The 24,048-nt window shown below is 72.6% G+C and carries 24 protein-coding genes and 1 tRNA gene; 12 read left to right on the top strand and 13 right to left on the bottom strand.

All coding sequences use genetic code 11. The features are described from left to right. Nucleotides 1-63: 63 nt before the first annotated feature. Nucleotides 64-774 (bottom strand): hypothetical protein, encoded by a 711-nt coding sequence (locus AC069T_RS28495; RefSeq protein ID WP_478785467.1) that lies wholly within the window; start codon nucleotides 772-774, stop codon nucleotides 64-66. A gap of 47 nt (nucleotides 775-821) precedes the next feature. On the opposite strand from AC069T_RS28495, the gene AC069T_RS28490 reads away from it, so the two are divergent. Beyond that, the gene (locus AC069T_RS28490; RefSeq protein ID WP_016641768.1) at nucleotides 822-1,010 is read left to right on the top strand and encodes a DUF5703 family protein; all 189 of its coding nucleotides are present in this window, start codon (nucleotides 822-824) and stop codon (nucleotides 1,008-1,010) included. A 123-nt stretch (nucleotides 1,011-1,133) separates the two neighbouring features. On the opposite strand, the gene AC069T_RS28485 is transcribed toward AC069T_RS28490, so the two are convergent. The 3 genes from AC069T_RS28485 to AC069T_RS28475 form a co-directional block, all read right to left on the bottom strand. Further along, nucleotides 1,134-1,928, bottom strand: coding sequence for a chaplin (locus AC069T_RS28485; protein WP_478785466.1), 795 nt, complete (start codon nucleotides 1,926-1,928; stop codon nucleotides 1,134-1,136). A 150-nt stretch (nucleotides 1,929-2,078) separates the two neighbouring features. Further along, on the bottom strand, nucleotides 2,079-2,312 hold the full coding sequence (chpH, locus tag AC069T_RS28480; protein ID WP_358852473.1) for a chaplin ChpH: 234 nt from the start codon (nucleotides 2,310-2,312) through the stop codon (nucleotides 2,079-2,081). Between the two features lie 191 nt (nucleotides 2,313-2,503). Beyond that, nucleotides 2,504-3,829, bottom strand: coding sequence for a M20/M25/M40 family metallo-hydrolase (locus tag AC069T_RS28475; protein WP_358852472.1), 1,326 nt, complete (start codon nucleotides 3,827-3,829; stop codon nucleotides 2,504-2,506). A 187-nt stretch (nucleotides 3,830-4,016) separates the two neighbouring features. On the opposite strand from AC069T_RS28475, the gene AC069T_RS28470 reads away from it, so the two are divergent. Together AC069T_RS28470 and AC069T_RS28465 are read left to right on the top strand one after the other, a co-directional pair. After that, nucleotides 4,017-4,101, top strand: a tRNA-Leu gene (locus AC069T_RS28470). A 98-nt stretch (nucleotides 4,102-4,199) separates the two neighbouring features. Then, nucleotides 4,200-4,574, top strand: coding sequence for a YchJ family protein (locus AC069T_RS28465; RefSeq protein WP_478785465.1), 375 nt, complete (start codon nucleotides 4,200-4,202; stop codon nucleotides 4,572-4,574). 36 nt (nucleotides 4,575-4,610) lie between these two features. On the opposite strand, the gene AC069T_RS28460 is transcribed toward AC069T_RS28465, so the two are convergent. After that, a complete protein-coding gene (locus AC069T_RS28460; protein WP_478785464.1) occupies nucleotides 4,611-5,312 on the bottom strand; it encodes a FadR/GntR family transcriptional regulator in 702 nt (233 codons plus the stop codon). A gap of 130 nt (nucleotides 5,313-5,442) precedes the next feature. Between AC069T_RS28460 and AC069T_RS28455 the strand changes: the two genes are divergently transcribed. Both AC069T_RS28455 and AC069T_RS28450 read left to right on the top strand, forming a co-directional pair. Further along, a complete protein-coding gene (locus tag AC069T_RS28455) occupies nucleotides 5,443-5,970 on the top strand; it encodes a gluconokinase (RefSeq protein WP_478785488.1) in 528 nt (175 codons plus the stop codon). A 68-nt stretch (nucleotides 5,971-6,038) separates the two neighbouring features. Further along, complete coding sequence (locus AC069T_RS28450; protein WP_478785463.1) at nucleotides 6,039-7,436, top strand: GntT/GntP/DsdX family permease; 1,398 nt, start codon at nucleotides 6,039-6,041, stop codon at nucleotides 7,434-7,436. A 219-nt stretch (nucleotides 7,437-7,655) separates the two neighbouring features. Here the strand turns inward: AC069T_RS28450 and AC069T_RS28445 are convergent, their stop codons facing one another. The 5 genes from AC069T_RS28445 to AC069T_RS28425 form a co-directional block, all read right to left on the bottom strand. Next, on the bottom strand, nucleotides 7,656-8,279 hold the full coding sequence (locus AC069T_RS28445; RefSeq protein WP_478785462.1) for a cytochrome b/b6 domain-containing protein: 624 nt from the start codon (nucleotides 8,277-8,279) through the stop codon (nucleotides 7,656-7,658). Next, the gene (locus tag AC069T_RS28440; RefSeq protein ID WP_478785461.1) at nucleotides 8,263-8,988 is read right to left on the bottom strand and encodes a molybdopterin-dependent oxidoreductase; all 726 of its coding nucleotides are present in this window, start codon (nucleotides 8,986-8,988) and stop codon (nucleotides 8,263-8,265) included. Before AC069T_RS28440 ends, AC069T_RS28445 begins: the two co-directional genes overlap by 17 nt. Nucleotides 8,989-9,073: 85 nt before the next feature. Further along, a complete protein-coding gene (locus AC069T_RS28435; protein WP_478785460.1) occupies nucleotides 9,074-10,627 on the bottom strand; it encodes an APC family permease in 1,554 nt (517 codons plus the stop codon). 31 nt (nucleotides 10,628-10,658) lie between these two features. Continuing rightward, complete coding sequence (locus tag AC069T_RS28430; protein ID WP_478785459.1) at nucleotides 10,659-11,609, bottom strand: hypothetical protein; 951 nt, start codon at nucleotides 11,607-11,609, stop codon at nucleotides 10,659-10,661. Nucleotides 11,610-12,785: 1,176 nt separating this feature from the next. Next, entirely contained in the window at nucleotides 12,786-14,441 is a 1,656-nt protein-coding gene (locus tag AC069T_RS28425) for an FAD-binding dehydrogenase (RefSeq protein WP_478785458.1), read from the bottom strand. Nucleotides 14,442-14,699: 258 nt separating this feature from the next. Between AC069T_RS28425 and AC069T_RS28420 the strand changes: the two genes are divergently transcribed. The 6 genes from AC069T_RS28420 (at nucleotide 14,700) to AC069T_RS28395 (ending at nucleotide 19,379) form a co-directional block, all read left to right on the top strand. After that, nucleotides 14,700-15,593 carry a DMT family transporter gene (locus tag AC069T_RS28420; RefSeq protein ID WP_478785457.1) on the top strand — a complete coding sequence of 298 codons (894 nt, stop codon included), beginning with the start codon at nucleotides 14,700-14,702 and terminating at the stop codon, nucleotides 15,591-15,593. A gap of 53 nt (nucleotides 15,594-15,646) precedes the next feature. Further along, a complete protein-coding gene (locus tag AC069T_RS28415) occupies nucleotides 15,647-16,162 on the top strand; it encodes an NUDIX hydrolase (protein WP_478785456.1) in 516 nt (171 codons plus the stop codon). Between the two features lie 74 nt (nucleotides 16,163-16,236). Further along, complete coding sequence (locus AC069T_RS28410) at nucleotides 16,237-16,629, top strand: YidH family protein (RefSeq protein WP_478785455.1); 393 nt, start codon at nucleotides 16,237-16,239, stop codon at nucleotides 16,627-16,629. Continuing rightward, a complete protein-coding gene (locus AC069T_RS28405) occupies nucleotides 16,626-16,949 on the top strand; it encodes a DUF202 domain-containing protein (RefSeq protein ID WP_478785454.1) in 324 nt (107 codons plus the stop codon). Before AC069T_RS28410 ends, AC069T_RS28405 begins: the two co-directional genes overlap by 4 nt. Before the next feature lie 150 nt (nucleotides 16,950-17,099). Next, nucleotides 17,100-18,122: a phosphotransferase family protein gene (locus tag AC069T_RS28400; protein ID WP_478785453.1), complete on the top strand. Its 1,023-nt coding sequence runs from the start codon at nucleotides 17,100-17,102 to the stop codon at nucleotides 18,120-18,122. 6 nt (nucleotides 18,123-18,128) lie between these two features. Further along, nucleotides 18,129-19,379, top strand: a complete 1,251-nt coding sequence (locus tag AC069T_RS28395) for an acyl-CoA dehydrogenase family protein (RefSeq protein ID WP_478785452.1) — start codon at nucleotides 18,129-18,131, stop codon at nucleotides 19,377-19,379. A 124-nt stretch (nucleotides 19,380-19,503) separates the two neighbouring features. Here the strand turns inward: AC069T_RS28395 and AC069T_RS28390 are convergent, their stop codons facing one another. Genes AC069T_RS28390 through AC069T_RS28380 form a run of 3 tightly spaced genes read right to left on the bottom strand, consistent with a single transcriptional unit; the run spans nucleotide 19,504 to nucleotide 22,593 of the window. Then, nucleotides 19,504-20,097 (bottom strand): TetR/AcrR family transcriptional regulator, encoded by a 594-nt coding sequence (locus tag AC069T_RS28390; RefSeq protein ID WP_358852457.1) that lies wholly within the window; start codon nucleotides 20,095-20,097, stop codon nucleotides 19,504-19,506. A 52-nt stretch (nucleotides 20,098-20,149) separates the two neighbouring features. Then, on the bottom strand, nucleotides 20,150-21,832 hold the full coding sequence (locus AC069T_RS28385) for an AMP-binding protein (protein WP_478785451.1): 1,683 nt from the start codon (nucleotides 21,830-21,832) through the stop codon (nucleotides 20,150-20,152). Then, a complete protein-coding gene (locus AC069T_RS28380) occupies nucleotides 21,829-22,593 on the bottom strand; it encodes an SDR family oxidoreductase (protein WP_478785450.1) in 765 nt (254 codons plus the stop codon). Before AC069T_RS28380 ends, AC069T_RS28385 begins: the two co-directional genes overlap by 4 nt. A gap of 174 nt (nucleotides 22,594-22,767) precedes the next feature. Here AC069T_RS28380 and AC069T_RS28375 point away from each other — a divergent pair, with 174 nt between their 5' ends. After that, entirely contained in the window at nucleotides 22,768-24,003 is a 1,236-nt protein-coding gene (locus AC069T_RS28375; RefSeq protein ID WP_478785449.1) for an exo-beta-N-acetylmuramidase NamZ family protein, read from the top strand. Nucleotides 24,004-24,048 lie beyond the last annotated feature (45 nt).

Raw genomic sequence — 24,048 nt, 5'->3', positions numbered from 1 at the left:
CGGTGACCGCCACCTCGTGCGTCCGGGGGCGCCAGGTCCGTACGGGCTCCCGTACGGGCTGCCTCAGCGATCCGCGTCGAGCGGCTCCAGGTCCTCGTCGTCGTCCAGGATCCCGTCCAGCCCGGGGCCGACGCCGCGGCGCGGATCGTCGTCGAGGTCGTCGTCGGTCTCGTCGTCGAAGACGGCGCTGACGTCGAAACGGCAGACGATCCGCTGGGTGTCGGCCTGCTCGAAGGGCGCCTCCAGCCACTCCCCCGCCTCGGCCGGCTCGTCCGCGGCGGTCACCCACAGCGTGGAGTCGCCCTCCTCCAGCCCGAACTCCTTGTGCCGGGAAGCGATCTCGTCCGGCTCGAACTCGCCGAAGAGCAGACCGACCGCTCCGTGCACCGTGCCGGAGGCCGTGGTCTCCACGTCCGCGTCGTCGTCCACGGCCTCGATGCGCCGGGCCTGCGCCAGCAGTCGCTGCGGCTCCACGACCGAGTAGTCCCGGCGGATCAGCACACTGAGCGCGTTCGGCTCCTCGGGGCCCGTGTACGGCGGCAGCTCGTCGTCCGAACCGGGAATCTCGAAGGGCGTGACCTCGTCGTAGCGCTCGTAGAGCAGTTCGTCGTACTCCTCCGCGGCCGCGGCCAGCTCGTTGAACGCCTCGTACACGGCCGGGTCGTCCTCACCCGTCCTGCGCTCGACCGCGGCCAGGTGGCGGTCGAGAGCGGTCTTGACCGCCTCGGCGGCGGCACGTACCTCGGCAGCGGTGGGCTGCGCAGCATCAGACATAGTGCAGACGCTATCCGTACACGGCCTCTGCCCGCACAATAGATGCGATGCCGGAATACGAATTTGTCGACGTGTACGTACCGCGCGGGGTCTCCCGCAAGGAAGCCACACGTCTGCTGACGGACCATGCGGAGTACGGACACTGGGAGTTGGACCGCCTGAGCCTGCATGCCGACGGCAGCCGCAGAGTGCGGTTGCGTCGGCGGATCATCCGCCAGGTACGCGCCACGTGGTGAGCGGACCCGGCTGAAACGGAGCGGGTCCGCCCGTGCGGGCCCGCTCCGGTCCACTGCGTCGCCGTGACGTGATGCGGCCTGATGCCGGGGCGTCATGTGTCGTTCCGGCCGTTTCCGCCGGTCCTACGCCGCCGAGCGTGCCCTGCGATAGAGGAGCGCGCCCCCGAGCAGCGCGCCCGCGCCCGCCGGAAGCAGCAGGCCCACCGGCAGGTCACTGCCGGTGTGGGCGAGCTGTCCCGCTCCCTGCCGCGCGGCGTCGGACCGTGCGCCGGCCGCGCTGATCCGCGAGGCACCGGTGCGGTCCTCGCCGCCCGCTGGGGACGTCGCACCCCGGTGGCCGCCCTGCCCCGACCCGCCCGGGTGGTTCGGGTCGCCAGGGTGGCCCGGGTGGTTCGGGCCGCCCGACGGCGGGATTCCGTGGCCGCCGGTGCCGGAGTGACCGCCGTCCGCGTTGCCGCACGCATTGGCCGCCGCGGGGTTGCCGACGCCAGCCACGTTCACGCTGTTGCCGCAGACGTTGACCGGTACGTCGACCGGCACCTGGACGTGGTTGCCGGAACCGACGCCGGGTGAGCCACCGGTGTGTCCGCCCGCGTGCGCGCCGCCTCCCGGGTGCGAGCCGGTGCCGTGCCCCCCGGCGGGACCGCCCCGGCCGCTCTGCTGGACGCACGTGTTGCCCATCGCGGGGTTGAGCAGCCCGACGACGTTCACGGTGTTGCCGCAGACGTTGACCGGTGCGTGCACCGGCGCCTGGACCGTGTTGCCCGACAGCACGCCGGGCGAGTGCTCACCGGCGCCGTGCGCTCCCGAGTCGGCGTGCGCGTAGCCGCCCGCGGCGGCGAGCACGCCGGTCGCGGCGGCGAGCACGCCGGTCGCGGCCGCCATCGTCATCAGGCTCTTGCGGGTGACCTGTCGCATTGCTGTTACCTGCCTTCGACCTTGCCTGGGACCTTGCGGTGCGTGTCCGCGCGGTGGACGCGGACACGGAAAGCCCGGTCGGCCCCGGGGCGCGTGGTACGCGCTCCGGGGCCGACGAGGACTCAGAGCCTCATGGGACGAGGCACAGCGTCACTTGTTGACGCAGGCGTTGCCGAAGGCGGGGTTCAGCAGCCCGATCACGGAGACCGTGTTGCCGCAGACGTTCACGGGGATGTGAACGGGAACCTGCACAACGTTGCCGGACAGGACACCGGGGGAGTTCACGGCGGCACCCTGGGCACCCGAGTCGGCGGCGGCCAGGCCCGCACCGGCGAGAACCAGACCACTGGTGGCAACGGCGGCGGCGACGATCTTCTTGATCATTATTCCTCCTCGTAGACAAATGTGACCCCAGCTTCGGGTCACACGAGCTGTAACGAGGAGGGAGTAATCGAGCTACGAGCTTATGGTCGCATTCACTCTTCTCAGTCGGCTCCGCACGCGCTGGCGATTATGGGAGTGTCGTTTTACCTGCGTACCTCACGACGTCCTCAGCGGCGCCCGAGGGGCAGCGCTCAGGACGCGTCGATGAAGCGGTCCAGCACGCGCACGCCGAACCGCAGGGCGTCCACCGGCACCCGCTCGTCGACCCCGTGGAACATGCCCGCGAAGTCCAGCTCCGGCGGCAGCTTCAGCGGGGCGAATCCGAAGCAGCGGATGCCGAGGTCGGCGAAGGACTTGGCGTCGGTGCCCGCCGAGAGCATGTACGGGACGGCGCGCGCGATCGGGTCCTCGGCCGACAGCGCGATCTGCATGGCGTCGACCAGCGCGCCGTCGAAGGTCGTCTCCAGCGCCTTGTCCGCGTGCACGTCCTCACGCTTCACCCGCGGGCCGAGGATCCGGTCCAGGTCGGCGAGGAACTCGTCCTCGTAGCCCGGCAGATAGCGGCCGTCGACGTGCGCGGTGGCCTGCCCGGGGATCACGTTGACCTTGTAGCCGGCGCCCAGCTGGGTCGGGTTGGCCGTGTTCTGCAGGGAGGCGCCGATCAGCTTGGCGATACCGCCGAGCTTGGCGAGCGTCGCGTCCATGTTCTCGGGGTCGAGTTCGGTGCCGAGCGCGTCGCCGAGTTCGTCGAGGAAGTGCCGGAGCGTCTTGGTGACCCGGACGGGGAACTTGTGCCGGCCGAGCCGGCCGACCGCCTCGGACAGCTCGGTGATCGCGTTGTCCCGGTGGATCATCGAACCGTGGCCGGCGGTGCCGTCCACGGTCAGCTTCATCCAGTGCATGCCCTTCTGGGCCGTCTCGACGAGGTAGAGCCGCAGGTTCTCGTTGACCGTGAAGGAGAAGCCGCCGACCTCGCCGATCGCCTCGGTGACCCCCTCGAAGAGGCCCGGGTGCTTGTCGACCAGGTGCCGCGCGCCCCACGTGCCGCCCGCCTCCTCGTCCGCGAGGAAGGCGAGGACGATGTCGCGCGGGGGCTTGCGGCCGGTGCGCAGCCGGTCACGGACGACCGCGAGGGTCATCGCGTCCATGTCCTTCATGTCGACCGCGCCCCGGCCCCACACGCAGCCGTCCGCGATCTCGCCCGAGAACGGATGGTGGGTCCAGTCCGCCGCGTTGGCCGGTACGACGTCGGTGTGGCCGTGGATGAGCAGCGCGGGCCGCGAGGGGTCCTCCCCCTCGATGCGGGCCACCGTGGAGGCGCGCCCCTGGTGAGACTCGAAGATCTGCGGTTCGAGCCCCACCTCGGCGAGCTTCTCGGCGATGTACTCGGCGGCCTTGCGCTCGCCCGGCCCCGAGTGGTCTCCGTAGTTGCTGGTGTCCATCCGGATCAGCTCGCGGCAGAGGTCGACGACCTCGTCCTCGCCGGAGACACCCCTGGCCGTGTTCGACTCGCTCACGCTGCTTCCTCCCGCTGTCACTGCTGGTGGTCCCCCTCATCCTCTCTCCGGCACCCCGTCCGCCCCAAGGGCGGGCCGGGCCCGTCACACGTCGTTCACGCCCCGACGGGGTGTGATCGGGCGCCCGTGGAAGCCTGGTAATGTTTCCTCTGTCGCCGCGAGGGAAACCCCGCGCGACAGACACCTTGTCCGGGTGGCGGAATGGCAGACGCGCTAGCTTGAGGTGCTAGTGCCCTTTATCGGGCGTGGGGGTTCAAGTCCCCCCTCGGACACATCACAGAGCGAGGCCGTGACCGCGAGGTCACGGCCTCGCTCTTTGTCTGCCGGTCCCCGGCGCGACGGGCGGGGGCGGCACGACACAATGGCGGGCATGATCACGCGTTCCTGCCCGTGCGGACTCCCCCAGCCCTACGCCGCGTGCTGTGGCCGCTTCCACCGCGGCGAGGCCGCCGCGCCCACCGCCGAGGCGCTCATGCGCTCGCGGTACAGCGCCTTCGTCAAGCGCGACGAGGGGTATCTGCTGCGTACCTGGCACCCCGGGACCCGTCCGCCGCGGGTGGAGTTCGACCCGGGGATGCGCTGGACCGGGCTGGAGATCCTGGAGACGGGCGGGGGATCCGCGTTCCACTCCTCGGGGACCGTGACCTTCCGGGCGGGCTACGCCGGAGGTGTGCTGCACGAGCGCAGCCGGTTCGAGCGGGTCGAGGGGGCCTGGGTGTACGTCGACGGTGACTTCGTGGAGTGACCCCGGCCTGTCGGCCGCCCTCGGGGCGAAGGCCGTTCAGGGGGCCAGGATGTCCAGTTCCCGCAGGGCGCCGACGGTGATCTCGCGGGTGAGTTCCTCGGCGCGGGCCCCGTCGCCCGCGCGGACCGCCTCGGCGACCCGGACGTGCAGGGTGACGGCTGCCGGGGCGGGATCCTCGAACATGACCTCGTGGTGGGTACGGCCCTCGAGGACCTCGGCGACGACGTCACCGAGCCGGGCGAACATCTCGTTGCCGGACGCGTCCAGGATCACGCGGTGGAAGGCGACGTCGTGGACGAGGTACTTCTCCAGCTGCCGGCCGCGTGACGTGGCGACCATGCCCAGCGCGCACTCCGTGAGCTCGGCGCACTGGGCGGCCGTGGCGTGCCGTGCGGCCAGTCCGGCGGCGACGGGTTCCACGGCGGAGCGCAGCACGGTGAGCGAGCGGAGCTGGTGGGCGCGGTCGGCGCCGGCCAGCCGCCACCGGATGACCTGCGGGTCGTAGACGTTCCACTCGGCCCTGGGGCGGACCGTGACACCGACGCGGCGGCGGGACTCGACCAGGTACATGGATTCGAGGACCCGGACCGCTTCGCGCATCACCGAGCGCGACACCTCGAAGCGCTGGGCGAGTTCGTCCGTGCGCAACACGCTGCCCGGCGGGTAGTCGCCCGCTGTGATGGCCGGCCCGAGGGTGTCCAGTACGTGTCCGTGCAGCCCCCGGCCCCGTGTGCTCATGGGGCCAGCGTACGAGGACTTCACCCCGGGGAAAAAGTCAGACTTATATGTCACAGACTCTTGAATTTGTCATACCTAATGGGTTTCAGTGTCGTCGACATCAGGTGTCGACGAGGACAGCGGGAGCATGATGCAGCAGACGCACACCCCCTACGTGGTCGTGGTCATGGGCGTGTCAGGGACCGGCAAGACCACCATCGGCCCCCTGCTGGCCGACCGGCTCGGCGTTCCGTACGCAGAGGGCGACGACTTCCACCCGCCGGCCAACATCGCCAGGATGTCGGCGGGGACGCCGCTGACCGACGAAGACCGCGGGCCGTGGCTGGACGCGATCGGCGTCTGGGCGCACGACCGGGCCGGACTCGGCGGCGTCGTCAGCTGCTCGGCGCTCAAGCGGAGTTACCGCGACCGGCTGCGGGCCGCCGCGCCCGAGGTCGTCTTCGTCCACCTCGCGGGCGACCGCGAGCTCATCGAGGACCGGATGTCGCAGCGGCAGGGGCATTTCATGCCGGCCGCGCTGCTGGACTCCCAGTTCGCCACCCTCCAGCCGCTGGGAGCGGACGAGGCGGGTGTCGCGGTCGACGTGTCCGGCGGCCCCGGCGACATCACCGAACGGGCCGTGACCGCGCTGCGCGGTCTGTCCGAGCCCCCGCAGTAGGTCCCCCGGGGGTTCCGCCGGAGCCCCGGGGTTCTCCCCGACCATCCCGTACACGCAAGGGAAGCACCGTGACCAGACTCAGCGTCGAGATGCTGGCAGCGGACGCCGTCGAGCCGATCACCTCGGCAGGCCATGCCCGGCTGGGCATAGCCGTCCTGGCCGGCATCGCCGTCATCGTCCTGCTCATCACGAAGTTCAAGCTGCACGCCTTTCTCGCCCTGACCATCGGCTCGCTCGCACTGGGCGCCTTCGCCGGGGCTCCGCTCGACAAGACGATCCTCAGCTTCACCGCGGGACTCGGCTCGACCGTCGCGGGCGTGGGCGTCCTCATCGCCCTCGGCGCGATCCTCGGCAAGCTGCTCGCCGACTCCGGCGGCGCCGACCAGATCGTCGACACGATCCTCGCCAGGGCGGGCGGGCGTGCCATGCCGTGGGCGATGGTGCTGATCGCGTCCGTGATCGGTCTGCCGCTGTTCTTCGAGGTCGGCATCGTCCTGCTGATCCCCGTGGTGCTGATGGTCGCCAAGCGGGGCAACTACTCGCTGATGCGCATCGGCATCCCCGCCCTCGCCGGACTGTCCGTGATGCACGGCCTGATCCCGCCGCACCCCGGCCCGCTGGTCGCGATCGACGCGGTCAAGGCCAACCTCGGCGTCACCCTGGCGCTCGGCGTCCTGGTCGCCGTCCCGACGGTGATCATCGCGGGTCCCGTCTTCTCCAGGTACGCGGCCCGCTGGGTGGACGTCCCGGCGCCGGAGCGCATGATCCCCGCCCGCGCGTCCGAGGACCTCCACAAGCGCCCCGGGTTCGGCGCCACGCTCTTCACCATGCTGCTGCCGGTCGTGCTGATGCTGGCCAAGGCGCTCGTGGACATCGTCGTGGACGACCCCGCGCACATGGTCCAGCGCGTCTTCGACGTCGTGGGCTCTCCGCTGATCGCGCTGCTCACGGCCGTCATCGTGGGCATGTTCACGCTGGGCCGGGCGGCCGGGTTCACCCGGGAGCGGCTGTCGACGACCGTCGAGAAGTCCCTCGCCCCGATCGCCGGGATCCTGCTGATCGTCGGTGCGGGCGGCGGCTTCAAGCAGACGCTGATCGACTGCGGGGTGGGCCGGATGATTCTGGACATCTCCGAGGACTGGTCGATCCCCGCGCTGCTGCTGGCCTGGCTGATCGCGGTGGCGATCCGGCTCGCGACCGGCTCGGCGACCGTGGCGACGATCTCGGCGGCCGGTCTCGTCGCGCCCCTGGCCGCCGACATGTCGACCGCCCACACCTCGCTGCTGGTGCTGGCGATCGGTGCGGGCTCGCTCTTCTTCAGCCATGTCAACGACGCCGGGTTCTGGCTGGTCAAGGAGTACTTCGGCCTGAACGTCGGACAGACGGTCAAGACCTGGTCGGTCATGGAGACCATCATCTCCGTGGTCGCCGGCGGGCTGGTCCTGCTGCTGTCCCTCGTGATCTAGGGCCTGTCGTTTGGATCAGGCTGGCTGTGACCGACGGTTCGTCCTGACCGACCCGAGCGGGATCTGGCGCGTGCAGCTGCAAGGCGGAGGAGGGAGTCGACGCGGAGCGTCGGCGACCGACGACAACGCCGCAGATGTGCGTGCCAGACCCCGCGACGCCGGCATGATCCAAACGACAGGCCCTAGCGGACGGCCCGGGAGAGGCACCGGCGTCCGGGACTACGGGCGCCAGAGCGAGTGCTCCCGCTCCGCCCACTCCCGGGTCACCGAGCCCGTGCGCAGCCCCCGGCGGGCCTCCGGGTCCGCGAGGGCCGTCCCGATGTGCCCGGCGAGGACGATGCCGACCGTCAGGGCCAGCCAGTCGTGCACGAAGGTCGCCGAGGTGCGCCACAGCAGGGGGGTGAGGTGGGTGAACCACATCAGCAGCCCGGTGCCGAGCATCACCAGGCTCGCCCCGGCGATCCAGGCGGCGTAGGTCTTCTGGCCCGCGTTGAACTTGCCCGCGGGGCGGCCGGCGCGGCGGGTGCCGCGGCGCAGGGCCGCGCGCAGCCACGTCCGGTCGTGCGGGCCCCAGCGGTTGAGGCGGCCGAGGTCCGCCCGGAAGGCGCGCGAGAGAAGGCCCGCCAGGACCGGGACGGGCAGCAGCAGGCCCGTCCACTCGTGCACCCGGACGACGAGTGCGCGCCGGCCGACGAGTTCGGCGAAGACCGGCAGGTAGAGGCAGGCCGCCGTCGCGACGCACAGGCCCATCAGCGCTGCCGTCGCGCGGTGGACCCAGCGTTCGGCGGGCGTGAAGCGCCGTACGCGGGCGGCGAGGGCCGGAGCGTCAGCCGGTGGGCGCATCGTCACGTCCGTTCGAGCGGCCGACCCAGGCGTCGACGTCGTAGCCCCGCTTCTCCCAGTACCCGGGCTCGACGTCCTCGGTGACGGTGATGCCGGAGAGCCACTTGGCGGACTTGTAGAAGTACATGGGCGCCACGTACAGGCGGACCGGGCCGCCGTGCGCGTGAGCCAGGTCCTTGTCCTGCATGCGCAGGGCCACCAGGACGTCCCGGCGGCGGGCCTGGTCGAGCGTGAGGCTCTCGCTGTAGGCGCCGTCGAAGCAGGTGAAGCGGACCGCTCCGGCCGACGCGTGCACGCCCGCGGCGTCCAGGAGCCGGGACAGGCGCACCCCCTCGAAGGGAGTGCCGGGCACCCGCCAGCCGGTGACGCACTGCACGTCGTGGACGAGCCGGGTCCGGGGCAGGGCCCGCAGGTCGGCGAGGGTGTAGGCGGTGGGGCGGTCGACGAGTCCGTCGACCGTGAGGCGGTAGTCCGGCGCGCTCTTGCGGGGGACCGACGAGGTCACCGAGTAGTACCGGAAGCCGCCGCCGTTGGGCAGGAGCCCGGTGAGGCCGGTGGGGTCCCTGTCGGCGGCGCCGCCCAGGAAGCCTTCCAGGCCGCGCTGGAGCGTGGGCGCGGTCACCACGCCCAGCGCGCCGAGGCCGAGGGTGCCGAGCAGGACCCGCCGGCCGACGGGTTTGCCCTGCTCGTCGGGCCGTTCGGAGTTCACGTACTGATTCGACCACCCGCGACCCCCTTCGGGCCAGGGGCCGCGGGTGCCCGTCAGAATTCCGTAACCACTGCCCCGGCCGTGCTCAGGGCGCCGATCCCGCCGCCTTGTCCAGCTGGAACGCCTCGTTGCCCAGTCCGATCCTGGCGTGCGCCTCGGGCTTGCGGGAGCGCAGGACGAGCCCCTGGGCCAGGCCGACGACCAGGGCGCCCCCGATGACGGCGGGCAGTGCCCAGTTCAGCGCGGAGTCCGGGCCCGTGCCGACGAGGACGTCGAAGTCCTTGACCGTGTAGCCCGCGATGACGAGCAGGGCGAGGCCCGCGAGCACGGAGGTGACCAGGCGCCAGGCCTGGGCGCGGGCGGCACCGCGGCGGGCGAAGAAGACGACCACCGAGAAGGAGGCGGCGGCCATCAGGAGGATGACGCCGAGGGCGCCGACGTTGCCGCCCCAGGTGAACAGGTGCAGTACGGGCGCGGTCGGGTCGCCGGCCGGGCCGTCGTCCGCCACCGCGAAGGCGCCGACGATCAGCACCGACACGGTCGTCTGCAGGAGCGAGCCCGTGCCGGGGGCGCCGCTGGCGCCGGTGGTGCGTCCGAAGGCGGCGGGGAGCAGTCCCTCGCGGCCCATGGCGAAGGCGTACCGCGCGACGACGTTGTGGAAGCTGAGCATCGCCGCGAACATGCCGGTCACGAACAGGATGTGCATGACGTCGGTGAAGGTGTCGCCGAGCCGTGGTTCGGTGAGGAAGAACAGCAGCCCCGCGCTCTGCTTCTGGGCAGCGGGCACGATCGCGGAGGGTCCGGCGGCGACCGTGAGCGCCCAGGAGCTGATCGCGAAGAAGACGGCGACGAAGGCGATCGCCAGGAACATCACCCGCGGTACGAGGATGTGCGGCCGGCTGGTCTCCTCGGCGTACACCGGCGCCTGTTCGAAGCCGGTGAAGGCCGCGATGCAGAAGCACAGGGCGGTGCCGACGCCCGCGCCGGTGAGCGTGTCCGGGTTGAAGGCGTGCAGTGACAGGCCTTCCCGGGCCGGGTCGGCGACGGCCGCGATGTCGAAGACGACGACCAGGGCTACCTCGATGAGCAGCAGCACGCCGAGCACGCGGGCGTTCACGTCGATCTTCAGCCAGGCGAGCGCGCCGACCACGAGCACGGACACCAGGGCCGGTATCCACCAGGCGATGTCGACGTCGAGGTAGGTGGCGCAGAGGTTGGAGACCTCGAAGCCGAAGATGCCGTAGATGCCGACCTGGAGCGCGCTGTAGGCGACGAGGGCGACCAGGGCGGCGCCGGCGCCCGCGGTGCCGCCGAGGCCGCGGGAGATGTACGCGTAGAAGGCGCCCGCGTTGTGGACGTGGCGGCTCATCTCGGCGTACCCGACGGAGAACAGGGCCAGCACCACGCCGAGGATGACGAAGAGCAGCGGCTGCCCGACGATCCCCATCACCCCGAATGTGGTGGGCATGACACCCGCGACGACCATGAGGGGGCCGGTCGCGGCCAGCACGGAGAGCAGGAGGCCGGCCGTGCCCAGCCGGTCGGCGCGCAGTGCGCGGTCCTGCCCCTTGAACGTGCTGATGCCGGTTCCGGCGGTGCGTCTGCTGCTCTCACTCGTGCTCGAACTGCCCGTCGTCATGGCGGGGTCGTCCTCTCAGGTGGTGTGCGGATCAGGCCGTGCCCAGCGCGCTGTCGCGGGCGGCACGGAAGGCTTTGTGCGGATCGCGGTCGGGGTACGACCAGGGCGCCGGGGTGGCGTGCGGTCCGATGCGGTGGAAGAGGGCGGCGGCCTCGGCGCCCCGGCCCTCGCAGGACTTCGCGTGGGCGAGGAAGTTGAGGTCGATGTGGCGGCGTGGGTGGTCGTCGCGCTCCCACTCCAGCCACCAGTCGAAGGCCGCCTTCATCACCTGGCGGGCCCGGCGTCCCACCCAGTGCCCGGAGGCGGCCGGGTCGGGGGGTTCGAGGCCCGCCGCGGCGAGCACGCGGTAGCGCTCGGCGTGCGCGACCACCGGGAGGATGGCGAGCGGCGAGTCGGCGGGGGCCTGTTCGGCGGCCCAGTTGGCGAAGTCGTAGACCTCGTGCAGCGGGTCCTGGCCGGCGTCGGCGCGGCGCTCGGCGAGGCGCGCGACCATCAGGTGGTGCGCGTGGTGGTGGTCGGGGTAGCGGTGGCGGACCTCGTCGAAGAGGCGGACGACGTCCTCCTCGCTGCCGATCGAGCGCTCCAGCATCAGCAGTCCGAGCCACGGGGTGGGGTCGGCGGGCGCGAGCGCGGCGGCGGCGCGGCATGCCTCGCGGGCGCCGTCCGGCCGTTCCTTGCCGTCCAGCGCGCGCTGGACGGTGGCGACCGCGAGGAACACGGAGGCGCAGGTCGACTCGGGTTCGGCGAGCAGCCAGTCGCGCGCCCAGGTGAGGGCGGTGGGTTCCTGGGCGAGCACGGTCACCCGGTGCCCCCGGCGGTCCCAGTCGTCCCCGGTCGCGCCGAGCAGTGCGCGGACGCCGGCCCACCGGCCCTGGGCCAACGCGGCGCGTGCGGTGACCAGTTCGACGTCGTCGAGTGCGGCGTCGAAGGCCTGGGTCGCGCGCTTGCGGCCGCGGCCGAGAGGGGGTGGGGGTGGGGGCACCGCGGGCGGTCCTTACGCGGGTGGTCCAGACAGAGCGGGGCCCGGCGGGGCCTGATCACGCAAAGCAAACCCTCAGCCAACGGTTGGCGTCAAGGGCGGCTTGATTTCCGACACGTGTCAACTGTCCCCGGCGTCAGCGGGGTTGGCCCCCGCCGCTCACCGGTTCCGGCCGGGAGGCCCTGGCGCGGGCCGAGTTGGCCCGCGCGGAACGGGGGCGGTGACGGGTGCGGTCCGTGGCCGACGGGTGGGGTCGGCCCGCTCCCGCCCAGCGGAGGCCGGACCTTCGCCGCAGGACGGGACCCGGCCCGCCCCGGGCAGACCCGGCCCGCCCCCCCACAGGCGTGGAGGCTGGGCCGCTCGCGGGGCGACGGGGGCCGGTGCGTTGCCGCCGGGCCGGAGGGGTTGGCTGCCGGGCCGCGGGGGCGGGGGCGGGCGGGCCACGCCTGCGGGACGGGGGCGGCCACTCCCGCGGCGGCGGGGGCCGTCTGCTCCCGCGCGGACAGGAGCCGCCGGCACAGCGCCCGTCCGCTGCCGCGGAAACGGGATCCGGTGCGTCGCCGCCCGGTGCGAGCGGTTCGCTCCCGCGGCGGCGGGGATGGGTCCGTCGCCGCAGCACGGAGGCGATTCGCTGCCGCAGCGCGGGGGCGGGCCACGCATGCGGGGCCGCGAGCCAGCCGCTTCCACAGGGGCGGGGGCCCTCTGCTCCTCCGGGCAGAGACGCCGGGGGCGGGCCCCGTCCGCTCCAGCGGGGGCCGGTCGGTCGCCGCCCGGCGGGAGGGCTTCGGTCCCGGGATGCGGGGCCGTCTCCCACCCGCCTGCGGGGCGGGGCCGGCCGTCCCGCGAGAGCGAGGACCGTCTACTCCCGCCGTGGAACGGGCCGTCTCCCACCCGCCTGCGGGGCGGGGCCGGCCGTCCCGCGAGAGCGAGGACCGTCTACTCCCGCCGTGGAACGGGCCGTCTCCCACCCGCCTGCGGGGCGGGGCCGGCCAGTCCCGTCGGGGCGAGGGCCGTCTGCTCCCGCCGGGGCCGGGGCCGTCTGCTCCCGCCAGGGGGCCGTTGCTCCCGGCGGGGTCGGCCGCTGCCGGTCGGGTTCGGGCGGCCCCCTCCGGGACAGGTCCCGGCGCGGCACCGCTACGTATGCGGGACAGCCGCGTCCGGCCCGGTGGCCCCCCGGGGTCAGCTCACGGACTTGGCTGCGGCTCGGCCCGCCGTGCGGCCGGAGAACAGGCAGCCGCCGAGGAAGGTGCCCTCCAGGGAGCGGTACCCGTGCACCCCGCCGCCGCCGAAACCGGCCGCCTCCCCCGCCGCGTACACCCCGGCCAGCGGGTCGCCGCCCTCCGTCAGCACGCGTGAGGAGAGGTCGGTCTCCAGGCCGCCGAGGGTCTTGCGGGTGAGGATGTTCAGGCGGACGGCGATCAGCGGTCCCGCCTTGGGGTCGAGGATGCGGTGCGGCGTCGCCGTCCTGATCAGCTTGTCCCCGAGGTACTTGCGGGCCCCGTGGATCGCGGTCACCTGGAGGTCCTTGGTGAACGGGTTGGCCATCTCCCGGTCCCGGGCGACGATCTCCCGGCGCAGCGCGGCCTCGTCGATGAGCGGCTCCTCGGTGAGCGCGTTCATGCCCCGTACCAGCGCGCTCAGGTCCTTCTCCACGACGAAGTCGACGCCGTTGTCCATGAACGCCCTGACCGGTCCCGGCACCTCGGTGCGGGCGCGTTCCAGGACGCCCCGCACGGACTTTCCGGTGAGGTCGGGATTCTGCTCCGAGCCCGAGAGCGCGAACTCCTTGCCGATGATCTTCTGGTCGAGCACGAACCACGTGTAGTCGTACCCGGTCCGCATGATGTGTTCCAGGGTGCCGAGGGTGTCGAAGCCGGGGAAGAGCGGCACGGGGAGCCGGTTGCCGCGGGCGTCCAGCCAGAGCGAGGACGGGCCGGGCAGGATGCGGATGCCGTGGTTCTCCCAGACGGGGTTCCAGTTCTGGATGCCCTCGGTGTAGTGCCACATGCGGTCGCGGTTGATGAGGTGCGCGCCCGCCTCCTCGGCGATCGCGAGCATCCTGCCGTCGACGTGCGCGGGCACCCCCGCGACCATCTTCTCGGGCGGGCTGCCCAGCCGCTCCGGCCAGTTCGCACGGACCAGGTCGTGGTTGCCGCCGATGCCGCCGGAGGTCACGATCACCGCCTGCGCCCTGAGCTCGAAGGCGCCGGTGACCGTGCGGCTGCTGGCCCGGCCGCGTTCGATACCGGTCGGCTCCAGGATCTCGCCGGTGACCGTGTCGACGGCGCCCGCGCTGCGCGCCAGACCGGTGACGCGGTGGCGGAACCTGAGCTGCACGAGGCCGCGGGCGACCCCGGCGCGGACCCGGCGCTCGAAGGGGGCGACCAGGCCGGGCCCGGTCCCCCAGGTGATGTGGAAGCGCGGCACGGAGTTGCCGTGCCCGTTGGCGTCGTAGCCGCCGCGCTCGGCCCAGCCGACCACCGGGAAGAACCGGACGCCCTGCCGGTGCAGCCAGGACCGCTTCTCGCCGGCCGCGAAGTCCACGTACGCCTCGGCCCAGCGGCGCGGCCAGTGGTCCTCGGGCCGGTCGAAGCCGGCCGTGCCCATCCAGTCCTGGAGCGCCAGCGCGTGACTGTCCTTGATCCGCATGCGGCGCTGCTCGGGGGAGTTCACGAAGAACAGGCCGCCGAAGGACCAGTGCGCCTGGCCCCCTAGCGACTGCTCGGGCTCCTGGTCGAGGAGGATCACTCTGCGGCCGGCATCGACGAGCTCCGCGGTCGCCGCCAGGCCCGCGAGGCCGGCTCCGATCACGATCACGTCTGCGTCGTAGGCCATGTACGCGTCCTCTCGGCATTCCGACCGGTCGGGATCGCCGCCCGCACGGGACGGCGGCTCGCGGCCGGCAGGTGAGACAGTGGTAAGAGTCGACCAGCGGCGCCGGAGGCGTTGTTACTGGTCGGTCAGATCCTTCGGCAGATGGCTGACCGAGTCAACTGCCGGGTTCCGGGTTCGCCCGTGGGCGGGTCACAGCCCGGAGCGCTACAGTCGGCGGGATACGCACCGTGTCCCCTCCGAGTCATCGAGGTACGCAGCGTGTCGGTTCTGGTTCTGGTCCTCGCCGTGAGTGCGGCCTGTTGTCTGGGCTTCGGCTTCGTACTCCAGCAGAAGGCCGCCTCCCACGCCCCGCTGAGCGACTTCCTCTCCCCCCGGCTGCTGCTCGACCTCATCCGCGTCCCCACCTGGCTGGGCGGCATCGGGCTCATGGTGGTCGGCATGGCGCTCGGCGCGGTCGCCCTGAGCCGCGGCGAGCTGTCCCTGGTGGAGCCCCTCCTCGCCACGAACCTCCTGTTCGCGCTCGCCCTCTCGCGCCACCAGACCAAGCAGCCGCTCGGCCGGCAGGGCTGGGCGGGCCTCGTGCTGCTCGCGGGCGGGGTCACCGCGTTCATCGTGGCGGGTCAGCCAAAGGGCGGCGACGCGGTCACCGACCCGCTGCGGCACTGGCTGATCATCGGGATCATGGTCGGGATCGCGCTGCTGCTCACCGCGTACGCGAAACGGACCCGGCTCAGCTCGGCGCCGGTGCTGCTGGCCACGGCCGCGGGCCTGCTCTACGGCGTGCAGGACGCGCTGACCCGGATCTGCGGGGAGCGGTTCGCCGAGGGCGGGTGGGCCGAACTGCTCACCGGATGGCAGCCGTACGGCGTGCTGGTGCTGGGCGTCACCGGGCTGGTGCTGGTGCAGAGCGCCTTCGAGACGGGGCCGCTGCGGATGTCGCTGCCGGCGCTGACCGCCGCCCAGCCGCTGGCCGGGATCGTCTGCGGGGTGGGTTTCCTCGGGGACCGGCTGCGTACGGACACGGGCGCGCTCGCCTGGCAGGCGGCCGGGCTCGCGGCCGTGGTGGCCGGAATCGTGCTGCTGGGCCTGCACCCGGCGATGCCCCAGGGGGCCTCGGACGCCGAGCGGGCCCGGGACCTCCAGCCGCGCTGAGTGCACGCGGGCCCGTCGGTCCGAAGGCGCCCGGCACCTGCTTGGATGGGGCCATGAGCGCCGCCGACGAGATCCTCGACATCGTGGACGAGAACGACCGGGTGATCGGACAGTCGCCCCGCGGGGAGGCGTACGCGCGCGGCCTGCGCCACCGCTGCGCGTTCGTCCAGGTCCGTGACGCCGAGGGCCGGATCTTCGTCCACCGCCGCACTCCGACGAAGCTGGTCTTCCCCTCGCTGTACGACATGTTCGTGGGCGGCGTCGTCGGCGCCGGTGAGACGTACGACGACGCGGCGCTGCGCGAGGCCGAGGAGGAGCTGGGCGTCCAGGGGCTCCCCCGCCCGCGCCGGCTCTTCACCTTCCTGTACGACAACGGCGGCGGGCAGAGCTGGTGGTCGGCCGTGTACGAGGTGCGCTGCGAGCTGCCGGTGCGCCCGCAGGCCGAGGAGGTCGCCTGGCACGGCTTCCTCCCCGAGGACGAGGTGGAACGGCGCCTGACGGACTGGGAGTGGGTCCCCGACGGTCTGGCGGCGTACGAGCGTCTGAAGGCCCACCGCTCGCCGGGCTGACCCGTTCCCGCGCGCCGGTGCCGGGCCCGGCGCCCCCGCCGGGTGGCCGCGAGCGCCCCGGTAGGGTCCCTGGCGTGATCGAATTCGTACGGAACGTCCGGCTGTGGTTCGCGCCCCAGGAGATCCGGGAGGAGGGCGGGACGCCCGACTACCGGTTCTCGCTGGCGAACGAGCGGACCTTCCTGGCGTGGCTGCGCACCGCGATGGCGCTCATCGGCGGCGGATTCGCCGTGGACCAGTTCCTGCCCGACCTGCGGTGGGGATGGCGGGTCGGACTGGCCCTCGCGCTGCTCGTGGCGGGCGTGCTGTGCTCCCTGCGGGCGGTCAACCACTGGGTGCGCTGCGAGCGGGCGATGCGGCGGGGCAAGGATCTGCCGGTGTCCCGCTTCCCCGCGCTGCTCGGGATCGCCGTCGCGGTCGTCGCCGTGGCGATGGTGCTGGCCGTCCTCGTCGGCTGGGAAGGGTGACCGCGCCCGCCCGGGACCGGGACCCGGGGCTCCAGCCGGAACGTACGCGGCTGGCCTGGCGGCGTACGACCCTGTCGAGCACCGTGGCCGCCGTGCTCGCCGTGAAGGCCGCCCTGCACGGCGGGCCGTCACCGCTCGGGGTGGTCGCCTGCGCGCTGTGCTGCGCGCTATGGCTGGGTTTCCTGGCCGTCGCCCACCGCCGTATCCGCACCCTGGCCTCCGGCGCGGGCCGCACGACGGCGCTCACGCCCCGGGACGCGACGGCGGCGACGCTGTGCACGGTGGCGATCGCGGCGTGCGCGGTGGCCCTGGTGTTCTGAGACCCCGGCTCTCCGGGACCTCGGCGCGGCGCCTTCCGGCCGCCGGAGGACCGGGGAGACGCCGATCACGTTCTGCGCGGGCACTGGACGACATACCGACCGGTCGGCATCATGTGTGTCGTCCTGTTTTCCGTGTGCGTAGGAGCAATGATGAGCCCAGACCACCCCCCGGGTCTCGATCTCGACCGGTTGCGCGACCTGCTCGACGGCGAGCGGCCCGGACTGGTGAACGGCACGCTGTCCGGCCGGCTGATCGAGGGTGGACGGTCGAACCTCACGTACGCGGTCACGGACGGCGCCACGCAGTGGGTCGTACGCCGGCCGCCGCTGGGCCACGTCCTGGCCACCGCGCACGACATGAAGCGCGAGCACCGGGTGATCAGCGCCCTGCATCCCACGGCCGTACCCGTGCCGCGCCCGGTCCTGCTGTGCGAGGACGACTCCGTCCTCGGCGCGCCCTTCTACGTCATGGAGTTCGTCGAGGGCACCCCGTACCGCACCGCCGAGCAGCTCGCCCCGCTCGGCGCGGAGCGCACCCGCAGCGCGGTCCTCGGCCTGGTCGACACCCTGGTCGAGCTGCACGCCGTGGACCCCGCCGAGGTCGGCCTCGCGGACTTCGGCCGGCCCGAGGGTTTCCTGGACCGGCAGCTGCGCCGCTGGGGCAAGCAGCTGGACGCGTCCAGGAACCGCGAACTGGCGGGGATCGACGAACTGCACGCGGCCCTGGGACGCGAGCTGCCCACCTCCGGCGCCCCGGCCGTCGTGCACGGCGACTACCGGCTGGACAACGTGCTGATCGGCACGGACGACCGGATCAAGGCGATCCTGGACTGGGAGATGTCCACGCTCGGTGACCCCCTCACCGACCTGGGGCTGCTGGTGATGTACAGCGCGCCGCTGAACCTGCCCGACGCCCCCATCAGCACCACCGCGACGGCCGCCGGACACCCGGACGCGGCCGAGATCGTCGAGCGGTACGCCGCGCGCTCGGGGCGCGACGTGTCCGCCGTCTCCTGGTACACGGCGTTCGCGTGGTTCAAGCTCGCCGTGATCCTGGAGGGCATCCACTACCGCTACACCCTCGGCCAGACGGTCGGCGCGGGCTTCGACCGCATCGGCGAACTGGTCCCCGTCTTCATCGAGCACGGCCTGACCACCCTTCAGGAAGGCTGACCCGCCATGGACTTCGCATTCGACGCGCGCACCGAAGAGCTGCGCAGCAAACTGCTCGCCTTCATGGACGAGTACGTGTACCCGGCGGAGGCCGTCGCCGAGGAGCAGCGCGCACGGCTGGCCTCGCCGTGGGACACCCCCGCCGTCGTCGGCGAACTGAAGGCCGAGGCGCGGCGCCAGGGGCTGTGGAACCTCTTCCTGCCGGACTCCGAGTACGGTGCCGGGCTCACCAACCTGCAGTACGCGCCGCTCGCCGAGATCACCGGCCGCAGCCCCCATCTGGCGCCCACCGCGCTGAACTGCGCGGCCCCGGACACCGGCAACATGGAGGTGCTGACGCAGTTCGGCGACGAGCGGCAGAAGAAGCAGTGGCTGGAGCCGCTGCTCGCCGGTGAGATCCGTTCGGCGTTCGCGATGACCGAGCCCGAGGTGGCCTCCTCGGACGCCACGAACATCACCACGCTGATCGAGCGGGACGGTGGGGGCACCTCCCGCTCGAGCGGAGCCGAGGGTGGGGGAGAGTACGTCATCACCGGGCGCAAGTGGTACATCTCCGGGGCGATGAACCCGGACTGCAAGATCTTCATCGTGATGGGCAAGACGGACCCCGGGGGCTCCGACATCCGGCGCCAGCAGTCCATGGTGCTCGTCCCGCGCGACACCCCGGGCGTCGAGATCCGGCGGGCCATGCAGGTGTACGGCTACGAGGACCACTCGCACGGCGGGCACGCGGAGGTCGTCTTCGACCACGCGCGCGTGCCGGTGTCGAACCTGGTCGGCGAGGAGGGCGGCGGCTTCGCCATCGCCCAGGCGCGGCTCGGTCCGGGCCGCATCCACCACTGCATGCGGCTGATCGGCATGGCCGAGCGGGCGATCGAGCTGATGTGCCGCCGGGCGGTTGCCCGCAGCGCCTTCGGCAAGCCGCTCGCCCAGCAGGGCGTGGTGCAGAACTGGATCGCCGACGCCCGGGTGGCCGTCGAGCAGCTGCGTCTGCTCGTCCTGAAGACGGCCTGGATGATGGACACCGTGGGCAACAAGGGGGCCCACACGGAGATCCAGGCCATCAAGATCGCCACTCCGCGCACGGTCGTGGACATCCTGGACAAGGCGGTGCAGCTGCACGGCGCCGGCGGGGTGAGCCAGGACTTCCCGCTGGCCGAACTGTGGGCGAGCGCGCGGACGCTGAAGCTCGCGGACGGGCCGGACGAGGTGCACCAGCGGTCGCTGGCGCGGCGGGAGATCAAGAAGTACGGGTGACCCTCCGGGGCCCTGGGGTGGGGGCGGAGGGGCCGTGGGTTTCGCCCCGACCGCCCCTGCCCGTCCCGACTCGGGGCTCCGCCCCGGACCTCGCTCCTCAATCGCCGAAGGGCTGGATCTTCCCTCAGGGGCGCAGTGCTCTCAGCAGCATGTCGGCCAGTTGGTCGGCGAGCTGCTGGGGGGTGAGGGGGCCGTCGGGGCGGTACCACGTCGACAGGTGGTGGATCGACCCGAAGTGGTAGTCGACGACCAGGTCGGCGGGGGTGGCCGTGGAGAAGACGCCCTCCTTCTGGCCCTCTTCGATGAGCGCGCGGAAACGCTCGTGGTAGCGGCGGCGCTCGGCGCGTACCTGCTTGTTCTTCTCCGGGCTCAGATGGTGCATGGAGCGGAAGAAGATCGACGCGTCGTCGAGGTTGTCGATGGTGGTCACCACGACGTCGGCCGCGGCGCCCCGCAGCCGCTCCTCGACGGGCGCGTCCGCGTCCGCGAAGGCGTCGAGCCGCTCCTGCTGGACGCGCAGCACGCGCGCGTAGACCTCGTGCAGGAGGTCGTCCTTGGAGCCGAAGTAGTGGTAGAGGGCGCCTTTGGTGACGCCCGCCGCCTCGACGATCTCCTGCACGGAGGTCCGGTCGTAGCCCCGCTCCGCGAAGAGCCGGGTGGCGGCGGCGAGCAGCCGCTGCGGAACAGGAGGCCCGTCCCCGTCCGTCGTCCTGGGCACTGCCGCCACCTGCCTTCCGTATCGCTGTACCTGTGTGGTGCGTCGTCCGCTGCTACGCGTTGTCCGCCTGCGACGTGCTGTCCCGGCGGGAACGCAGTTCCCGTCGGAGGATCTTCCCACTCGCCGTCTTCGGCAGCTCCGGCAGGATCTCGACCCGGCGCGGATATTTGTACGCGGCCAGCCGCTCCTTGCAGTACGCGGCGAGCCCCTCGGGGTCCGCCTCGCTGCCGGGGCGCAGGCTGATGTACGCCTTGACGGTCTCTCCGCGGTAGCCGTCGGGGATGCCGACGACGGCCGCCTCGCGGACCGCGGGATGGGTGTAGAGGACGTCCTCCACCTCGCGCGGCCACACCTTGAAGCCGGACGCGTTGATCATGTCCTTCTTGCGGTCGACCACGTAGAGCCAGCCGTCGGCGTCCATGAAGCCGATGTCGCCGGTGCGCAGCTCGCCGTCAGGAAAGGTCTCGGCGGTGGCCTCGGGGCGGCGCCAGTAGCCGGGGACGACCTGCGGGCCGCGGACGAGGATCTCGCCCTGCTCCCCGAAGGGCACCTCCCGGCCGAGGTCGTCGACGACGCGTACGACCGTGTCGGGGCCCGGCACGCCCACGGCCAGTGTCCCCGAGACCGGGTCGACCGGGGCCTCGCGGCCGGGCGGTACGGAGGCGCAGGGGGCGCTGCACTCGGTCAGGCCGTAGCCGTTGTGGAGGTACGGGCCGAAGCCGGCCCGGAACTTCTCCACCAGGGCGGGCGGCAGCGGCGCCCCGCCGGAGGAGATCATCCGGAACGACGCGAAGTGGTCGCGGGTGACGGCGGGGTGCGCGGCGAGCGCCATGAACGCCGTCGAGGGGCCCACGGTGTACAGGGGTCGGTGCTCCGCGAAGGCGTCGAGGACGACGCCCGCCTCGAAGCGGTACGCAAGGACGAGCGTCCCCGCGCTGTTGAGGCACCCGGCGAGCTGGGCGACCATCCCGGTGATGTGGAACAGGGGCGCCAGGGCGAAGTACACCGGCGCTTCGGGCAGGTCGAGCCCGGTGCGCTGGCGTTCGGCGTTGTGCATCAGGTTGCCGTGGGTGTTGGTGGCGCCCTTGGGGGCGCCGCTCGTGCCCGAGGTGTAGCTGATCAGCGCGATGTCGGCCGGGGCCGCGTCGCGGCCGCCGGGGGCCGGGTGGCCCCGGCGGGCCACGGTCAGGAGGTCGTCGGCGTCCGCGGCGGCGGGGAGCCGCTCGAAGCCGAGCACGCGCGGGTCGTCGCGGGTTTGCAGGTCCAGCTCGCAGGCCGTGAGGACGAGGCGTACGGGTGAGTCGGCGGCCGTCTCGCGCAGATACGACTCCCAGGCGCGGTCGGCGCAGACGAGGGCGCTGACCTCGGCGTCTAGGAGGACGTGCCGGACCTCGCCCGACTTGTACATGGGATTGACGGGCACGACGACCGCGCCCGCCTTCCACGCGCCGAACAGCGCGAGCACGAAGTGCGGGGAGTTCTGCAGCAGGATCGCCACGCGGTCGCCGCGCTCGATGCCGCGGGCGGCCAGGTGCCCGGCGACGGAGTCGCTCAGCTCGTCGACCTCGCGGTAGGCGAGCCGCCCGTCGAAGTAGGCGAGGGCGGGCCGGTCCGGGGTGTCCGCCGCGGCCCTGCGCAGGGCGTGCACGAGGGAGTCGAGGGGGTCGATCGGGGCCCGCTGCGCCTCGTTGAGCTGGGACAGCCAGGGCCTGGCCGCGTAGCGGGAGGCCGTCACCGGGACGCCTCCCATTTCTGCTGGAGGTGGTTCATGCTGGTCAGCCAGCGGTCGGGGTGCGTGGCCCGCGCCTCGTAGTACCCGGCGACCTCGGGGTGCGGGAGGATCAGGAACCGGTCCTCCGCCATCCCGTCGAACAGGGCGGACGCGACGTCGTCCGGCTCGATCGCCGTCGGCCGCAGCACCAGGTCGCCGGCGCTGCCGGAGGCCGTGAGCATGTCCGTGCGGACGCCCTGCGGGCAGATCGCGTGGACCTTCACTCCGCGGTGGCGGTAGGTCAGCGAGAGCCACTCGGCGAAGGCGTACGCCCCGTGCTTGGTGACGCTGTACGGCGCGGCGCCCACCATGGTGAGCAGTCCGGCGGCCGAGACCGTGGAGACGAAGCGGCCGCTGCCGCGCTCCAGCCAGCCCGGGATCAGCTCGTGGGCCGCACGGACGTGGGCCATCACGTTGACGTCCCAGGCGAGCGCCCAGACCTTCTCGTCGGCCGCCTCGGTGCCGCCGGAGCCGAGGCCCGCGTTGGCGCAGTACACGTCGATCGTGCCGCCGAGTGCCTCGCGCGCCTCGGCGACGATCGTGGACGCGTCGCCCGGGACCGCGGTCCCGCCGATCTCGTCGGCCACGGCCCTCGCCTTGTCGGCGTCGAGGTCGTTGACCACGACCCGGGCGCCCTCGGCGGCGAAGCGGCGGGCCAGCGCGGCCCCGATGCCGCCCCCCGCTCCGGTGACGACCACTCCCGCATCCTGCACGGCTTCCACCATCGGTCTCCTTCGGCGCGACGCGAATCGGCTCCTGCTGCAGCGTCAGACTAACCAGTCGGTATGTAGTGGCGGAAGGGGTGGCCCCGACGAGGCCGGTCCGCTTCGTTCCGTGGCGCCGCGGTGACCGCTAGCGTGCGTGACCATGACAGTTCCGTCGATCACGGAGGTCACCGCATGAAGCTGTCCAGACGAGGCCTGCTCGCCGCCACCTCGGCCGCGGTCGCGGCGTCCGCGGCGCCGGCCGCCGCCCACGGAAGCGGCCGGCGGCTGCGCACCGGCTTCGAGCGCCTGGCCTCGGACGGTTACGCGCTGCTCGACGGCCGGCGGGTCGGCGTCGTCACCAACCCGACCGGCATCACCCGCGACGTGCGCCACATCGTGGACGTGATGCACGCCGACGACCGGGTGGACCTGACGGCCGTCTTCGGTCCCGAGCACGGCTTCCGCGGCACCGCGCAGGCGGGCGGCTCCGAGGGCCGCTACGACGACCCGGCGACCGGACTCCCCGTCTACGACACGTACTTGAAGAGCGGCCGTCCGCTGGCCGACGTCTTCACCGCCTCCGGCGTCGACACCGTCGTCTTCGACATCCAGGACGTGGGCGCGCGTTTCTACACGTACATCTGGACGCTGTACGACTGCATGGAGGCCGCGCAGCTCGCGGGCAAGCGCTTCGTGGTGCTCGACCGGCCGAACCCGGTGACCGGGCGCGCGGCCCTCGGGCCCGTCCTGCACAAGGAGTTCGCGACCTTCGTCGGACGGCAGCCCGTCGCGCAGGCGCACGGCATGACGGTGGCGGAGCTGGCCCGGCTGTTCAACGGCGAGTTCCTGACGACGCCGGTGCCGCTGGAGACCGTGCTCATGACCGGGTGGCGGCGGTCGCAGTTCTACGACGCGTCGGGGCTGCCCTGGGTGCCGCCGAGCCCGAACATGCCCACTCCCGACACCGCGCTCGTGTACCCCGGCACCTGTCTCTTCGAGGGGACGAACCTGTCGGAGGGGCGGGGCACGACCCGGCCGTTCGAACTGCTCGGGGCGGAGGGTCTCGACGGGCGGTGGGCCGAGGCCGCCGAACGCCTGGAGCTGCCCGGCGTGCACTTCAGGGAGGCGTACTTCACGCCCACCTTCTCCAAGTTCCAGGGGAAGACGGTCGGCGGGGTGCACATCCACGTCCACGACCGGGCCGCGTACGACCCCGTACGCGCCGGCATCGCGCTCCTGGTGACCGCGAAGCAGGTCTGGAGCGGGTTCGGCTGGCGCCCGGACAACTGGATCGACAAGCTGACGGGCTCCACGCTGGTGCGCACGACGATCGACGCGGGGGCGACGGCCGACGAGGTCGTGGCGGCCTGGCAGGACGAACTGGCGGCGTTCCGGCGCGTGCGCGCGGAGTACCTCCTCTACCGGTAGCCGCCGGGGATGTCCCAGGGCTCCCCGGCGGGCCCGTGCGGCGGC

It is taken from the genome of Streptomyces sp. NPDC043867 (assembly GCF_056435845.1).
Note: the sequence above shows the minus strand (reverse complement) of the source record. Positions and strands in the feature narration are given on the sequence as shown.

What these genes read in the sequence shown, in the direction of transcription:
- AC069T_RS28495 (WP_478785467.1), bottom strand. Translation starts at nt 774, where the DNA reads ATGTCTGATGCTGCGCAGCCCACCGCTGCCGAGGTACGTGCCGCCGCC.
- AC069T_RS28490 (WP_016641768.1), top strand. Translation starts at nt 822, where the DNA reads ATGCCGGAATACGAATTTGTCGACGTGTACGTACCGCGCGGGGTCTCC.
- AC069T_RS28485 (WP_478785466.1), bottom strand. Translation starts at nt 1,928, where the DNA reads ATGCGACAGGTCACCCGCAAGAGCCTGATGACGATGGCGGCCGCGACC.
- chpH (WP_358852473.1), bottom strand. Translation starts at nt 2,312, where the DNA reads ATGATCAAGAAGATCGTCGCCGCCGCCGTTGCCACCAGTGGTCTGGTT.
- AC069T_RS28465 (WP_478785465.1), top strand. Translation starts at nt 4,200, where the DNA reads ATGATCACGCGTTCCTGCCCGTGCGGACTCCCCCAGCCCTACGCCGCG.
- AC069T_RS28460 (WP_478785464.1), bottom strand. Translation starts at nt 5,312, where the DNA reads ATGAGCACACGGGGCCGGGGGCTGCACGGACACGTACTGGACACCCTC.
- AC069T_RS28455 (WP_478785488.1), top strand. Translation starts at nt 5,443, where the DNA reads ATGCAGCAGACGCACACCCCCTACGTGGTCGTGGTCATGGGCGTGTCA.
- AC069T_RS28445 (WP_478785462.1), bottom strand. Translation starts at nt 8,279, where the DNA reads ATGCGCCCACCGGCTGACGCTCCGGCCCTCGCCGCCCGCGTACGGCGC.
- AC069T_RS28435 (WP_478785460.1), bottom strand. Translation starts at nt 10,627, where the DNA reads ATGACGACGGGCAGTTCGAGCACGAGTGAGAGCAGCAGACGCACCGCC.
- AC069T_RS28425 (WP_478785458.1), bottom strand. Translation starts at nt 14,441, where the DNA reads ATGGCCTACGACGCAGACGTGATCGTGATCGGAGCCGGCCTCGCGGGC.
- AC069T_RS28415 (WP_478785456.1), top strand. Translation starts at nt 15,647, where the DNA reads ATGAGCGCCGCCGACGAGATCCTCGACATCGTGGACGAGAACGACCGG.
- AC069T_RS28400 (WP_478785453.1), top strand. Translation starts at nt 17,100, where the DNA reads ATGAGCCCAGACCACCCCCCGGGTCTCGATCTCGACCGGTTGCGCGAC.
- AC069T_RS28395 (WP_478785452.1), top strand. Translation starts at nt 18,129, where the DNA reads ATGGACTTCGCATTCGACGCGCGCACCGAAGAGCTGCGCAGCAAACTG.
- AC069T_RS28380 (WP_478785450.1), bottom strand. Translation starts at nt 22,593, where the DNA reads ATGGTGGAAGCCGTGCAGGATGCGGGAGTGGTCGTCACCGGAGCGGGG.
- AC069T_RS28375 (WP_478785449.1), top strand. Translation starts at nt 22,768, where the DNA reads ATGAAGCTGTCCAGACGAGGCCTGCTCGCCGCCACCTCGGCCGCGGTC.